Origin of the sequence: Agarivorans sp. (genome assembly GCF_050295395.1) — a bacterium.
In the GTDB taxonomy this organism is placed as follows: domain Bacteria; phylum Pseudomonadota; class Gammaproteobacteria; order Enterobacterales; family Celerinatantimonadaceae; genus Agarivorans.
This window is the reverse complement of sequence record NZ_JBNKPP010000009.1, coordinates 1-13,948: the sequence shown is the minus strand read 5'-3', so window position 1 is coordinate 13,948 and position 13,948 is coordinate 1. Positions and strand designations below refer to the sequence as shown.

Here is a 13,948-nt window from a genome sequence, read left to right as displayed (position 1 = left end):
ACAAAAAAGCAGCTCAAGAGCTGCTTTTTAATCTGATTACACTGACGTTTAGTGTAATTTTAGCTTAGGCCGTAGTACTTGGTTGATTCGCCCTACTAACATCATTAAACCGGTTTTCATGTAACCGTGTAGTGCGATTTGGTGCATGCGGTACAAGGAGATGTACATCACCCGAGCAATGCGCCCTTCAATCATCATAGAGCCCTGCATTAGGTTGCCCATTAATGAGCCCACTGTTGAATAACGGCTAAGCGATACCAAAGAGCCGTGGTCTTTATATTCAAAGTCTAATAGTGGCTTCTCTTCCATTTGGCGCAAAATGTTTTTAAATACTAGGCTGGCCATTTGGTGAGCCGATTGAGCGCGAGGCGGTACAAAACCGGCTTCACCCATGGCGCAACTAGCACAGTCGCCAATCGCATAAATGTTACTGTCACGCGAAGTTTGCAAAGTAGGACGCACCACTAGTTGATTAATGCGGTTGGTTTCTAAGCCACCTAGCTCTTTCATAAACTCTGGACACTTAATACCTGCTGCCCACACCATAAGGTCTGCTTTAATTAGCTCCCCTTCTTTGGTGGTTAAGCCCTCTTCTGTCGCTTCGGTTACCATGGTATTAGTACGAACATCCACACCCATTTTTTGTAGCTCTGAGTGAGCGGCACTAGAGATGCGCACCGGCAAAGCAGGTAAGATTTTTTCGCCGGCTTCCACCAAGGTGACCGCTAAGCTTGAATTGCTAAGGTTAGGCACACCGTAGGCACGAAGTTGGTCTAAAGCATTGTGCAACTCAGCGGATAGTTCTACCCCTGTCGCGCCCGCGCCCACAATGGCCACCCGTACTTTCTCGCCTTTTTCTGCTTCATCATTTTGAGAATACTGCAAAAAGCGGTTAAGCATACGGTGATGAAATAAATCGGCACGGCTAGGATTATCAAGGAAAATACAGTGATCTTTCACGCCTTTGGTATTGAAGTCGTTAGACACCGAGCCAATAGCCATAACCAAATAATCGTAGCTAAGTTGTCGTGCTGGCAAGATTTCTTTGCCTTCTTCTACCATTGGTTTCAAAGTCACTAACTGGTCTTCACGATTAACATCGGCAACTTCGCCCAGTTGAAACTCAAAGCCATGATTGGCCGCGTGCGAGCGGTAACTTAACGCGTCAATTCCCGCATCTAGGGAGCCTGTCGCCACTTCGTGCAGTAGGGGCTTCCAAAGGTGAGTACGGTTTTTATCTACCAGAACGATATTGGCCTTGCCTTTTTTCCCCAGCTTGCGCCCTAAACGCGTCGCTAGCTCGAGGCCACCGGCACCACCACCAACTACAACAATTCTAGTCATGCTTGATTATTTCCTTGTAACAATCTGAAGTGTAAACTTTACCGAGGACTTTATTATGGGTGTTGTAAATCCAGTACCGCTAAGCAAAGTCGACACATTATACGTAACTTGATTAAGATCACAAAATAAGCCTACAAAAAAAGAGGGGAAAACCCTCTTCTTTTGTTAACTATTTAGCTTATAAACTGGGTAAACGCTTGAGTGATTTGATCAACTGAAGATGACGACTGATATCTTTAAATTTATGGGTTTGTTGGTCATCCCAGACAATCTGATAATAGTCTTTTAACTCTAACTCTGAGGCTTTGTTATCTAAAAACTCATCGTTTTCTGAGAGTATCACGGTACAGTTGCCTTTGTTCTTGGTGCGAAACTCACTGACACACTTAGACGCAATATCAACATACTCTTCGGGGCGCTCGATGCGACCTTGCATATTTAACTCTGGATGCAAGTTTGGATTAAAGATAACCGAAGGAATGCCACATAAAAAGCCTATTCGCTCACTCCAATAGCCGCCTAAGCCCACGCCACAAATCACGACTTCTTCTTCAGCACTTAACATTAACTGCTTATGCACTTCTTTAAGCAAGTGGCTCATATCATGACGGGGATGAATAGTACTGTAACTAATCGGCCGAACATCGGGGTCAACAAACTGTAATTGCAATACTTTTTCATGGTTACCCGGACTTGTAGAGTCAAAGCCGTGTAAATAAATAATCATCCTAGCCTACCTTCCTCTCAATCACTGACTAAAACTAAGTCTATTTATAACTTATCCCATTCACTGGTGATTGTCGCTATTTTCTGCGCCTGAGCGGCGATTTGTTTATAGTTGCTTTGCGCTGCTAGCTCCGACCAAGTAGCTGGATAGGCTTTGCCTAATAGCGATTCTGCCCCCTTAACCTGAGTATGGGCTAAACCATCGAGTAAGCGAATACTGGCATCTCGGTCATTACACGCCAACAACAAGTCACAGCCAGCGGCTAAAGCTTGTTTAGCTCGTGTCACATAATCACCCACCACCGCCGCGCCTTTCATACTAAGGTCATCACTAAAAATGAGACCTTTAAAAGCCAGCTCTTGTCGTAGTATTTGTTGTAACCATTTGGCAGAGAAGCCTGCCGGTTGCTCATCTACATCGGGGTAGATCACGTGGGCAGGCATCACCGCATCGAGCTTATTTTGCGAAATTAAGGCACTAAATACTTGCATATCGTGCTGTTTAATTTGCTCAAAACTGCGTAAGTCTCGCGCTTCCAAATGGTGAGTATCGGCTTTTACATTGCCGTGTCCCGGAAAGTGTTTGCCAGTGGCTTTCATGCCTGCTAGCGCCATGCCGTCGATAAAAGCGCTGGCTAAAGGAATAATTTGCTGAGGCTGCTCGCTAAAAGCGCGCAGGCCAATCACATCACTAATGCCATTCACGTCCAGCACCGGCGCAAAACTCAAATCGATATCGCAAGCGCGTAGTTCTGCTGCCATCAACCAACCCAATTGTTTGGCTAACAGCTCGGCAGGCACAGCCAACTGTTGGGCAATGGCGCTTACATGCCCCATTGCCGGAATAGCCGAAAATTGATGGCGAAAACGTTGTACTCGGCCACCTTCGTGGTCTACTGCAATAATTAGCCGAGTGTGAGAAGCCGCCCGAATACTTTTCACTAAGTCGATGAGCTGTGCTCTATCATGGTAATTACGTGAAAATAAAATCACCCCGGCCACTAGCGGATGTTGCAACATTTCCCGCTCTTCGCCACTTAACTCGGTAGCGAGTAAATCGATAAAAAGAGGTCCCATTTATTCCTTACCAACCAAGAGTAGATTTAGTTTCTGCCTTACGGATTTCAGTCTCGTCGGCCCACTCCACTAAACCTGTTTTAAGGTCTAATAAACGCATGGTCATTTTGTAGTAGACGTCCTTGGTCTTTTTGTTAGTTTTTACAATGCTAGACAGATTGCCATACAGCATATATTCGGCACCGACCTGCTGACCAAAAGCAATCGCTTTTGATGGATCAACCAAGTCGCTGTCATTTTGAAAACCCAATTGCTCTCTTACCTGATTAACCGTGGTCATATCCACAAAGCGGAATTTCCCCGATTGCAGCAATTTGGTGCTGATGGTATCGGTGACAGACTCGGTATCGATATGCTCTGTGGTTTTATTTTTAATCCGGTCCACAAACACAATTGGCCGCCCCTTAGCGGTAATATCAACCAATAATGGCGAAGCTATCATTGAGTCGGTCATTTCACCGGCAATGGTTTGTAAGTCGGTGGAGCCAAAGCTCACATCAACCGTTTCTACTTGCTGAGGGTCTCCATAACTCACTTGGCTGGAACATCCACTTAAGCCAAGCGCAAGTAAGCTAATAAGCACTAGTCGTTTATTCATAAATTTCTCTCTGTTATTTCACTTCTCTAACATAAATTTTGAAGTGCTTGGCACTATCAAGTAAGGCAATCGACTGCACTTGAATTTGTTGTTTACCATGTAAAGTGAGCGGCGTCCAAGCGCTGGTGGCTTGATTAATTTGAATGTTGTTGCTGTCATACCAATAAAAGCGATACTGCAAATTCAAATCGCCCTTATATAGAGATTGTATGGTTGCCACCCCTTGCAGGCGATCGTTGTTTTGCTGAGTGGTGGCACCCAATACTGTTAACTTTCGCCCCAAACTGATGTTATCAACAATCAGCCATTGCTTACCATCGGGTTTATCTGAATCGGCAGAAATACCTGAAGTATTTGTGGTACAAGCAACCAAGAGCAGGCTCAGCAGCAATAATACATATTTCATGTTCACCTCTGTTACAAATTAAAAACTTGAATGGCAGAGCCTAGGTCGTTAGTTAGCACTAAACTGACTCGCCCTGCTCTAATGTTTAGTGGCTCGAGGTTTTGGCTTAATCCCTCAAATTTTAGAGTATGTTGTCCGGCAGGCAAAGCCTGAATCGCAATTTGCGCTAATGCTGGTAGGCTTTGCCAACTGCGGGTATCGGCACGCTCAGACGCTGTGTTGTAAAGATTAACCAATACATTCTCCCAGCTTTCATGTTGAGCATCATTATGCTGATTAACCGCGCGGCGCAACTGTTCTTTACTCAGTAAACGCAATATTTGTCGGTACAGTAAGCCGGGTAAGTCTTGTTGCAACTGTTTTGCTGCCAGTGCGTCTAGCTGAATCACTTGCTCCGTGGCAAAAGTCTGCCCTGCAACCTCAAGTCCTTGAGGAATACTAAAGTCAGCTTGCCCCCGCATCACTGGCAAAGCCACAGTAAAATTTTGCCACTGGTTATTATGATATAGCGGCAGAGAAAATCGTGCTTCTTGACGCGCTTTAATGAGTGATTGTTCGTGGATCACCACCAATAAGCCTTGTTGCTTAGTAAGAGCCTCGCCTTTAAGCGGCGTATATTGCTGATAATCCTCCATGGCTAGCTTTGCCCCTAAACGGGCGACTTCGGCTTGTAAGTATTTATTCTGCGGAGCCAAGGCCAAAGCCTTACGATAATCAATATAAGCATCGTCCTCTTGCCCTGCCGCTAAATACAACACCGCAGACAGCACATAACTCAAACCATTTTGGTAAGCGTTAGCTAATTGTTGTTGGGTTTTAAACTGCGGGTACTGCTGGCTTAATTCTTGGTATTGCTGCTGATAGTCTCTCAGTTGCTGCTCTAAGCTCGCAGGTGTTTCTTGCATGGCCTGCTGCTGTATCAAGCCCGCCTTACGGATTTCCACTAAAGCTGACTCGAGCCCCTGGTTATGTAAATAGTTAATCGCTTGATAGTGATGCAGCATCACTTGCTCGTATACCGGGATATGGTAAGGAATGAAATTATCGTTAGTAGCCAGCGTTGAAAGCTGCTGTAAACCGCTAGAAATACGATACTCAGCTTGACGAGACAACCACTCAAGCTGCTCATCAACCTGCTTAAAATACTCTTGGCTCTGCTGATAATCTCCGGCTAAATAGGTGATTTTGCCTTTTTCTAGCAGTTTTAAATAATAGCTATTGTCGCTGGGGCGCCCTTCATCAATCAACTTAGCCGCTAACTGAAACTGTCCCGAACCAATTTGGTAGCGACTGGCTTGCATTTGTTCGCTATAACTTATAAACAAATCGCTAAACAGGGCTGAGCTACAGCTTTGCACACTGACGCATAAGACACAGGCCAGAGCCACAACCGCAAGGGGGTGGCGTCTCGCAGTCTTGCTAGTACTAAAGCCTTTGTTTATTTGTAAAACACTGTTAAGCCATGCCATCAAATCAACTTGTCCCAAACCACATAAATTTCCCCTTATTGAGGCAACAATAAAAAATCCAACTCATCCGCTTAAAGCTGGACTTAAACGCTCATTTTTTAGGCAATCGCGGCGATTTTTGATAAGTAGGTATCAATTCGCCGCTATATCAGCCGTTAACAAGTTTATTAATGCAACATACTCAGAAAGAGTTGTGATCTCTTGCATAGCAAGTCGCGCTAACAGCAGGCATACTTTGACTAAAGTATGAAATCATAACAATTATAAATAGCTAACAAATCGGTTGGTCGGGGAATTATGAAAAAAAAGTCATTAAACGTAGCCTCATCGCTCCAATTCTTAAAAAATGTTTCTATTGTTCATCGAGTAAATTTTGGGTTCGGCTTTTTAGTGCTGATGATGGTATTAACCAACATTTTATCGCTACAAACGGGCAATAAATTTAATCAACAACTGGACTTAGTAACAGAAGAAGCAACTCCTCTGGTACTGCAGAGCAGTGAATTTGCAGTTGACTTATTAACCGCAGACAAACACTTTAAAGATGCGCTAACCTCACAGAATGTAAGCGCTATTCAAGCCAGTGGTGAAGCTTTTGCACAAAGTGAGTTGGTATTCGTTTCTTCACTAGGCACTTTACGTTCAATGGCTGAAGGCAATACTGAACTAGAATCGCATCTTGATACCTTGAACAACTTAGATCAAAACTATTTTCGAGTCGCCACTCAAGTAATGCAAGACTACCTTGCTTATTTAGAGGCCGAACAAAACGTAAAACGCAGTACCAACCAATTATCGGTAATGCTTCCACAGTTGAAGAAGAACCTCTCTGATAAGGTGGTGGCCTTAAACGATGATTATATCCGGTGGGCCGCAGAAAGCTTTTTAAACGCTATGGCGGTCATCGAGCTTAATACCCTAGAAGGCCTCAACACCACCGAATCGGCGAAAGTTGAAGTTATCTATAACCGCAACAAAAAATTGATTAAGAACTTCTTAAACGCCACATCCGATTTAGAAGAAGAAATTCCTGAGTTACGCAACGATATGGGTCATCAAATAGACCAATTTATTAAAGACTCAACAGAAGACGATGGAGTGTTAGCCAAGCACGTAGCCTTGACTAAACAACGAGAAGACATTGCCCAACATGTAGATGACACCGCCTTAGAAATCACCAATGCCATTAGCATCCTCGCGAGTATTAACGAAATTGCTAATCAACAAGTAGATAAGGCTTCATCTAATGCCAGCGCCATGCTTGACTCAAGTCGCATTCAGCTTATAACCGCCATGGTAGTGGTTATTGTTTTAGCCCTGTTAGTGGCATGGAACGTAGCCGGCGCCATCAAGCAACCGCTCAATCTGTTATTGAAAACCCTAAAGGCCGCCGCAGCCGGCAATATGACCGAAACCGTAGCCTACTCTAGCAATAACGAGTTTGGTCAACTAGCGGACTCCGCCAACAGTATGATGTCGCAAATGCGCACCGTGCTACTAGAAATTAGCGAAGCTGCAGAAAGTTTATCAAATGTATCTAAGGGCAACTCAGTTACCTTAAATAGCGCCAAAGATGAGTTAAATAACCAGCGCCAAGAAACGGCGTCAGTTGCAGCAGCGATGACCGAAATGGAACAGTCTGTGAGAGAGGTAGCGAAGAGTGCTAACATCACCTTAGAGAAAGTGATGGAAGTAGAAGAAGCGGCTAACTCCGGGCGCAAAATCATGAGCGACAATATCACCACCACTCATCAACTTTCAGAAAAACTGGATCACAGTAGTTCAGTGATTGGTGAAGTAGACAACATGAGTAATAGTATTGGCTCAATCTTAGATGTAATTCGAGGCATTGCCGACCAGACTAACTTACTTGCATTAAACGCCGCCATTGAAGCAGCACGTGCAGGTGAGCAAGGAAGAGGCTTTGCGGTAGTGGCCGATGAAGTACGAGTATTAGCACAAAAAACCACTAACTCGACCACCGAAATTCAGTCGATGATTGAGAACTTACAAAAGAGTGCTCAGCGTGCGGTAACGGTAATGTCTGAATGTTCAACTGAGATGCAATCGAGTATTTCGCAAACCTCTGATGCTAACGGGGCAATGGAAGAAATCCAGGGCATCATCACTCAAATTTCTGATATGAGTAGCCAAATTGCAGCCGCCGCAGAGCAACAACAAGCCACCGGTGCAGAAATTTCCACCAACCTAAACCGTATCTCTGATATTAGTGACGACAACTATCAAAGTATTGAAATTGTCACCAGTACCAGTGAAGAGTTAGGTGAATTAGCCGCAGAACAAGATCTATTAGTAAAACGCTTTACGCTGTAAAACGTCTTTAAATGCTAAAGGCTCCTTGAAGGAGCCTTTTTTTTAAGCAGCACTTAAGCAATTAGCCAGTTACTGTGGGTTATTGGCTTCGCAAATAGCACCTTTCCCTACCCCTTCATAAGCTCTTACCATCAGCTTATGGCCATTTAACACCTTAGCTAAGGTTCTAGCGATATACGCAGCTAGGTTCTCTACTGTCGTCTCGCAAGGCAGTATATCGGTTTCAGTTTTCGGTAATACCAACTCAAACTTACCCTGAGGCGATTCATAAGCAAAGGCATAATGCTGTTGCCAATCTTGTGAATGATAAAAGCTGATTAGCGATGACTCGACTACATCTTCCTCACTTCCCAAGTAAATATTGCGCCACTTCATCGCCCAACTGGTGGCCAAATCAATATCGAGCTCGCCATCAACCATAATTTCTATAGCCGAGCGATGCCCATGGGCAATACGCTGACAGTTTCCATCATGCTTCTTTAAGCCATGGCTATAGTGGTAATAAGGACCATCAATCTGTTCATGACGCAAACTGATAGAGATATCTTTAATATTTTTAGGTAACTGAGCTAACACCACCTCGGTAACATACTTGCTTAAGGCCTGATTACTCACTTCTACCGCATCAATGAAGGTATAAGCTTCATCAGGGCAGCGCAAGTGGATGCTTTTACCACTAGGGCGCAAAAAATCTAACTCAGTGTAGCCATCACTGCTGCTCACTCGACATAAAGGAGAACGTTGAGGAACCAGTAATTTATGGTCAACTTTTTCATCGATTAAACGTTTGATCAATTTTTTAACCTGACCAAAATCAAGCAGCATATCCATTTCATTTAACGAGCCGCCTAACTCTATATCAACTAACCAACTCTCCCCCACTAAGCCCCGATCAGGGCATAAGTATGTCGAGTCAATAACGGTTAAATCTCTTACAAACAATCTCATTTTATTATCCAGCTAGCTTGATCACGCGCATTATAGCGTTAAGCAAACAATTTAGTCATGACTTGTGCGATCTGCAAAGCCAAAGATTCAGAATCTATGGTAAGGTTAAATAACCCAATAGTATCTTAGAATCGTCCAGTGAGCCCGATAGCCCCTGAATTACTTAGTAAGTTTAATGCGCTGCCCTGCCAAACTGAAGTACATCTGCAGATCCCTACAGCGACCAAGCCAATACGCTTACGCAGCCGCCTGATTGGAATTGAACCAGGCATGTGTATCATTATATCTCGAGGCACAGACCAACACTGGGAAATGGCCAGAGAACTTATTAGAGAAGGCCAGTCGATAGTGGTGCGTTTAGTTAACGAAGGAGATCCTAACGCCACCATTTTTGCTTATCGAGGAGCAATATCGAAACTGATGAGCAGCGTGGGCCGATGGGTAATTATAGACTTTCCACGTAACTTACAAAAAATCAGTTTAAGGCAACATAGCCGCTTACCCATTTACTTGAACTGTCGTTTAGCCAGCTTAACCCCACAAGCAGATAGCTTTTCGGCCATACTAAAAGATCTATCTTTAAATGGCAGTGGCATCGTCACTGACGAAATCCCAGCGACCTTAACTGACCAAGCTTTCAAACTAGAATTGAGTATAGAAGGGCAAAATGCGCCGACAATAAAGACTCGAATTTGTAACCAACGCCTAGAACACGGTTCCTCAAGCAGAATGCATTATGGCCTTAGCTTCGATGCGAACGAGCGAGAAAAACAACAATTTATAGAGGCCGCGTTATTAGAAATAATACAACGCGAAAATAAACTTCCCAGTTAACCCCGCCCACTAGTTATTATCGCCAGTGAAGCAGGCACAAAAAAAGCGACCCGAAGGTCGCTTTTAAATTAATGGTCAAAACTTCTAGTCTTTGTTGTACTTGGCAGTACGAGGGAACGCAATGCCATTGCTATCAAACAAGTAACAAGCTTTAGTTGGTAGACCAACTCGTAGCTCATCACCATTATTACTTGGGAATTCACTACGTGCTTTAAAGGTGAAATCAAAGCCTTTAACGTCCATATAAACGTAAGACTCAGCACCTAAGTGTTCTGCAACCACGACAGTACCTGTGATGAAGTTGTCAGCATGAGCATGGCCTTCTTCTACCAAGTGCTCTGGTCGACAACCCAATTCAACACTATCACCAACGCTAGCGCGACTTGTGTCGACTGCTGCTGTGATAACGTCGCCAGTTACCAATTTGATTTTGCTCTCTGTATCACTAACTTCTACCAATTCGCCTTCAATGAAGTTCATCTTTGGAGAACCAATAAAACCAGCAACAAACTTATTAGCTGGGTTATGGTATAGCTCTAAAGGTGAGCCAAATTGTTCAAGGTTAGTCGCCGCATTTGGGTCTAATGGGCTAAGAACCACAATTTTATCAGCCAAGGTCATCGCTTCCACTTGGTCATGGGTAACGTAGATGATAGTTGATTGAAGTTCTTTGTGGAGCTTTGCAATCTCGATGCGCATTTTCACACGAAGTGCGGCATCAAGATTAGAAAGTGGTTCGTCAAACAAGAACACACCGGGTTGTTGTACAATACAACGACCGATGGCCACACGCTGACGCTGACCACCACTTAATTCTTTTGGTTTACGGTCAAGTAATGGGTCTAAGCCTAAAATGTCAGAGGCATTACTTACACGCTTTTCAATAATGTCTTTATCAACCTTCTTCAATTTAAGGCCGAAAGACATATTTTCACGCAAATCCATATGTGGATATAAAGCGTAAGATTGGAAAACCATACCTACGTTACGCTGTACCGGTGGTACATCGTTCATGTAGTTTCCACCAATGCTTAATTCACCACTGGTGATATCTTCCAAGCCCGCAATCATACGCAAAAGTGTAGACTTACCGCAGCCTGATGGACCAACGAATACAACAAATTCACCATCTTGAATATCTAAATTAATTTCACGCAAAGTATCTTGGTGAATTGCCGGATCGTAGTTTTTACGTACATTTTTTAAAATTACATCAGCCATTATCAGCTCCAAACTAAATAAAGCCATTTGCTTTATTTATAATCAATCTTGTTTTGCGTAGCCGCTAATGCAGCTACGCCCAAATAATTTAACCTTTAACACCACCGGCAGTTAATCCACCCACCAACCAACGTTGGGCGAGTAGGAATACCACGGTAATTGGGAATCCTGACAATACCGCTGCGGCGGCGAAGTCACCCCACAAGTAGTTTTGCGGATACAAGTATTGTTGTGCACCTACGGCAAGCGTGAGTTTATCTACGTCTTGCATCAATACCGAAGCCATCGGTACCTCTGTGATTACCTGAATAAATGCAAGAATAAATACCACTGCCAAAATAGGAACAGAAAGCGGTAACAATACCAATCTAAACGCCTGCCACGGTGTTGCACCGTCAATTGCTGCAGACTCTTCTAAGGCAGGGTCGATCGTTTCGAAGTAACCTTTAATGGTCCACACGTGTAGTGCGATACCGCCTAGGTAAGCGAAAATCAAACCGCCGTGAGTGTTTAGACCCAACCAAGGGATATATTCACCGATTTTGTTGAACAAGGCATAAATAGCTACCAAGGCCAAGACCGATGGGAACATTTGGAAAATCAACATCCCGTTAAGAATGGTTGCTTTACCTTTAAAGCGCATACGAGCAAAAGCATAAGCACTGGTGGTAGACAACACTACGATAAGAATTGCTGAAATACCGGCAATCTTAATCGAGTTCCACAGCCACACCAATACTGGGAATGGTGGTGGCGTTGTAGAACCATCGGGATTAACTACCGTAATACCTAAGGCAAGACGCCAGTGGTCTAAGGTAGGATTAGATGGAATCAATTCACCAACCGCAAAGTTACCTGTACGGAAGGAAATGGTGATGACCATTAATAATGGAAAAATAATCAAACATAAAAATAAACATAGCGCTACGTGAGTAGCTAATTTTCTATATTTCAATGATTTAGGTTGAACCATTGCCATAATAGCTGCTCCTTATGCTGCTCTGTTTTCAGATTTAGTTAATTTCAAGTTAATCAATGCTAATGCACCCACAACAATAAAGATCAGAGTTGCAATGGCACTGGCTAAACCGTAGTCCTGACCACCATCACCTTGGAAGGCAATACGGTAGGTATAACTTACTAGTAAGTCAGTAGTACCCGCTGGTGTAGATGCACCAATAATGTCAGGACCACCATTTGTTAATAACTGAATCAACACAAAGTTGTTAAAGTTGAACGCAAATGAAGCAACCAACAGTGGCGTTAGCGGTTTCATTAGTAATGGAACAGTAATATTGAGGAAGTTACTAATTGGTCCAGCACCATCCATCGCTGAAGCTTCATATAAGTCTTCAGGAATAGATTTAAGCATACCTAAACATAAGATCATCATGTATGGGTAACCTAACCAGGTGTTCACAATTAAAATCATCGACTTGGCCATTAATGGGTCAGTAAACCAATCAGGTTTAATACCAAACAACGACTCTAAAATAGCGTTAATTTCACCAAAGTTTTGGTTAAATAAACCCTTAAATACAAGGATTGAAATAAACGCGGGGATAGCATAAGGAAGAATGAGCACTACGCGGTAAATCGCTCGGCCTTTAAGCTCTTCCCATTGAATAAGACAGGCCAAAACCATGCCAATAGCTAGCGTAAATGCTACAGAGCCAGCGGCAAAAATCACTGTCCAAATAAAGATTTGAATAAACGGCTCTTTAATTCCGTTATCGGTTACAACTCGATTAAAGTTTTTCCAACCCACACTAACCACGAAGCCCGGAGCCAATCGGTCACCGACAAACTCGCCTTCATCATTAATGTATTGGTAGTAGCCGGTGTCCATGTTTGGCAACATGATTTGACCAGTCTGGTTGTTACGCAGAATAGATGGGCCGTTGATAATTGCACCACTTTCTTTAAGTACAACACCATCCTCTAAGCGTGTGTAAAGAGGCTTCATCGCTGAGAATTTACGCAGACCATTCATCACCAATTCGTCACCTTTAGGGGTAACCAGTATCAAGCTATTTAAAAACTGACGATGAGCAACAATGTCTTTAATCGGCGCAATATCTGAGGCGGGAAATGCATCCACGACTTGTAAATTAACCCGTTGAGTATCTAGAGTTACTTTATTTGCGCGAATATCAGTATTAGACACCATATCAACTAAACGAGATGCGTATAGCGTATCGTCCTGAGTAAGGCCCAGTACATATTTTCCAGAAGACGCATCCTTATGCAATTGGAAGTCAAATGACCCGCCTTTTGCCATGTAAGTCTTTTGGGTATGTAGCTGCTCTACCCGCTCAAGCGACAACAAGTTTGTTCCGCTATAGTTGGTAAATGCAATACCGACGGTATAGGCCAAGGGGAAGATAATAAATACCACCATGCCTGCAATACCGGGGAAGATATATCGGTGAGCATATGTTTTATTATTAATAAATATATACACACCGGTAGAAACAACAACAAGGGTGAGCAATGCAAATGCATATTCACCACCTGCATACATCAGCACAATCGCATAGCCGTTAAGCAATACAATCGCGGTGACCAGCAGAAGTTTTAGCCAGGCAAATTTGCCCTGCATAAAACCTGGAGACGCAGAAAGACCCATTTTATGTACAACCTTTGAATTTGACCGAAATTAATAAAGAGGAGGATAGACCAATATCCTCCTCCTGACCGAAATAATATGACCGTATTATTTCGCTATGCGACGCGCTGCCGCGTCAAGAGCTTTATCTAGCGGTTGACGACCACTAGTAATGTTGGTTAGAGATGTTGCCATCGCAGACCAGAATTTACCCATAGCAGCTACGTTAGGCATAGGCTCACCATCTTGAGCGTTTGCGAAAGTTGCAGCGATGCGAGGGTCGCTTGAAAGCTGTTCCATGTAAGACTTAAGCGCTACCGCACCAAGAGGTACATCGTCGTTTACAGTTTTCAAACCTTCATCAGTAACAAGGTAGTTCTCTA

Annotated in this window: 12 protein-coding genes and 1 pseudogene; 2 read left to right on the top strand and 11 right to left on the bottom strand. The window is 43.5% G+C overall.

Features of this window, described 5'->3' with window-relative positions; translation table 11 throughout:
• Window positions 1–48 precede the first annotated feature (48 nt).
• From ACQY6Q_RS00530 to ACQY6Q_RS00505, 6 genes are all read right to left on the bottom strand, one after another.
• Window positions 49–1,344, bottom strand: coding sequence for an NAD(P)/FAD-dependent oxidoreductase (locus tag ACQY6Q_RS00530; RefSeq protein WP_427976600.1), 1,296 nt, complete (start codon window positions 1,342–1,344; stop codon window positions 49–51).
• Window positions 1,345–1,522: 178 nt separating this feature from the next.
• Window positions 1,523–2,071, bottom strand: coding sequence for an alpha/beta hydrolase YcfP (gene ycfP, locus ACQY6Q_RS00525; RefSeq protein WP_427976598.1), 549 nt, complete (start codon window positions 2,069–2,071; stop codon window positions 1,523–1,525).
• A 44-nt stretch (window positions 2,072–2,115) separates the two neighbouring features.
• Window positions 2,116–3,147: a beta-N-acetylhexosaminidase gene (gene nagZ / locus ACQY6Q_RS00520; RefSeq protein WP_427976595.1), complete on the bottom strand. Its 1,032-nt coding sequence runs from the start codon at window positions 3,145–3,147 to the stop codon at window positions 2,116–2,118.
• A gap of 7 nt (window positions 3,148–3,154) precedes the next feature.
• Window positions 3,155–3,745, bottom strand: a complete 591-nt coding sequence (lpoB, locus tag ACQY6Q_RS00515; RefSeq protein ID WP_427976593.1) for a penicillin-binding protein activator LpoB — start codon at window positions 3,743–3,745, stop codon at window positions 3,155–3,157.
• Between the two features lie 13 nt (window positions 3,746–3,758).
• Entirely contained in the window at window positions 3,759–4,151 is a 393-nt protein-coding gene (locus tag ACQY6Q_RS00510; RefSeq protein WP_427976591.1) for a YcfL family protein, read from the bottom strand.
• Between the two features lie 11 nt (window positions 4,152–4,162).
• Window positions 4,163–5,452 (bottom strand): COG3014 family protein, encoded by a 1,290-nt coding sequence (locus tag ACQY6Q_RS00505; protein ID WP_427976589.1) that lies wholly within the window; start codon window positions 5,450–5,452, stop codon window positions 4,163–4,165.
• A 465-nt stretch (window positions 5,453–5,917) separates the two neighbouring features.
• Between ACQY6Q_RS00505 and ACQY6Q_RS00500 the strand changes: the two genes are divergently transcribed.
• Window positions 5,918–7,954 carry a methyl-accepting chemotaxis protein gene (locus tag ACQY6Q_RS00500; RefSeq protein ID WP_427976587.1) on the top strand — a complete coding sequence of 679 codons (2,037 nt, stop codon included), beginning with the start codon at window positions 5,918–5,920 and terminating at the stop codon, window positions 7,952–7,954.
• A gap of 69 nt (window positions 7,955–8,023) precedes the next feature.
• Here the strand turns inward: ACQY6Q_RS00500 and ACQY6Q_RS00495 are convergent, their stop codons facing one another.
• Window positions 8,024–8,902, bottom strand: a complete 879-nt coding sequence (locus ACQY6Q_RS00495) for a 6-carboxytetrahydropterin synthase (RefSeq protein WP_427976585.1) — start codon at window positions 8,900–8,902, stop codon at window positions 8,024–8,026.
• A gap of 138 nt (window positions 8,903–9,040) precedes the next feature.
• Here ACQY6Q_RS00495 and ACQY6Q_RS00490 point away from each other — a divergent pair, with 138 nt between their 5' ends.
• On the top strand, window positions 9,041–9,736 hold the full coding sequence (locus ACQY6Q_RS00490; RefSeq protein WP_427976582.1) for a PilZ domain-containing protein: 696 nt from the start codon (window positions 9,041–9,043) through the stop codon (window positions 9,734–9,736).
• An 84-nt stretch (window positions 9,737–9,820) separates the two neighbouring features.
• On the opposite strand, the gene ACQY6Q_RS00485 is transcribed toward ACQY6Q_RS00490, so the two are convergent.
• The 4 genes and pseudogenes from ACQY6Q_RS00485 to malE form a co-directional block, all read right to left on the bottom strand.
• Window positions 9,821–10,957: an ABC transporter ATP-binding protein gene (locus tag ACQY6Q_RS00485; RefSeq protein ID WP_427976580.1), complete on the bottom strand. Its 1,137-nt coding sequence runs from the start codon at window positions 10,955–10,957 to the stop codon at window positions 9,821–9,823.
• Window positions 10,958–11,045: 88 nt separating this feature from the next.
• A complete protein-coding gene (malG, locus tag ACQY6Q_RS00480; RefSeq protein WP_055731985.1) occupies window positions 11,046–11,936 on the bottom strand; it encodes a maltose ABC transporter permease MalG in 891 nt (296 codons plus the stop codon).
• A 12-nt stretch (window positions 11,937–11,948) separates the two neighbouring features.
• Window positions 11,949–13,586 carry a maltose ABC transporter permease MalF gene (malF, locus tag ACQY6Q_RS00475; RefSeq protein WP_427976576.1) on the bottom strand — a complete coding sequence of 546 codons (1,638 nt, stop codon included), beginning with the start codon at window positions 13,584–13,586 and terminating at the stop codon, window positions 11,949–11,951.
• 87 nt (window positions 13,587–13,673) lie between these two features.
• Window positions 13,674–13,948: pseudogene (gene malE, locus ACQY6Q_RS00470) on the bottom strand (maltose/maltodextrin ABC transporter substrate-binding protein MalE); the annotation flags it as partial.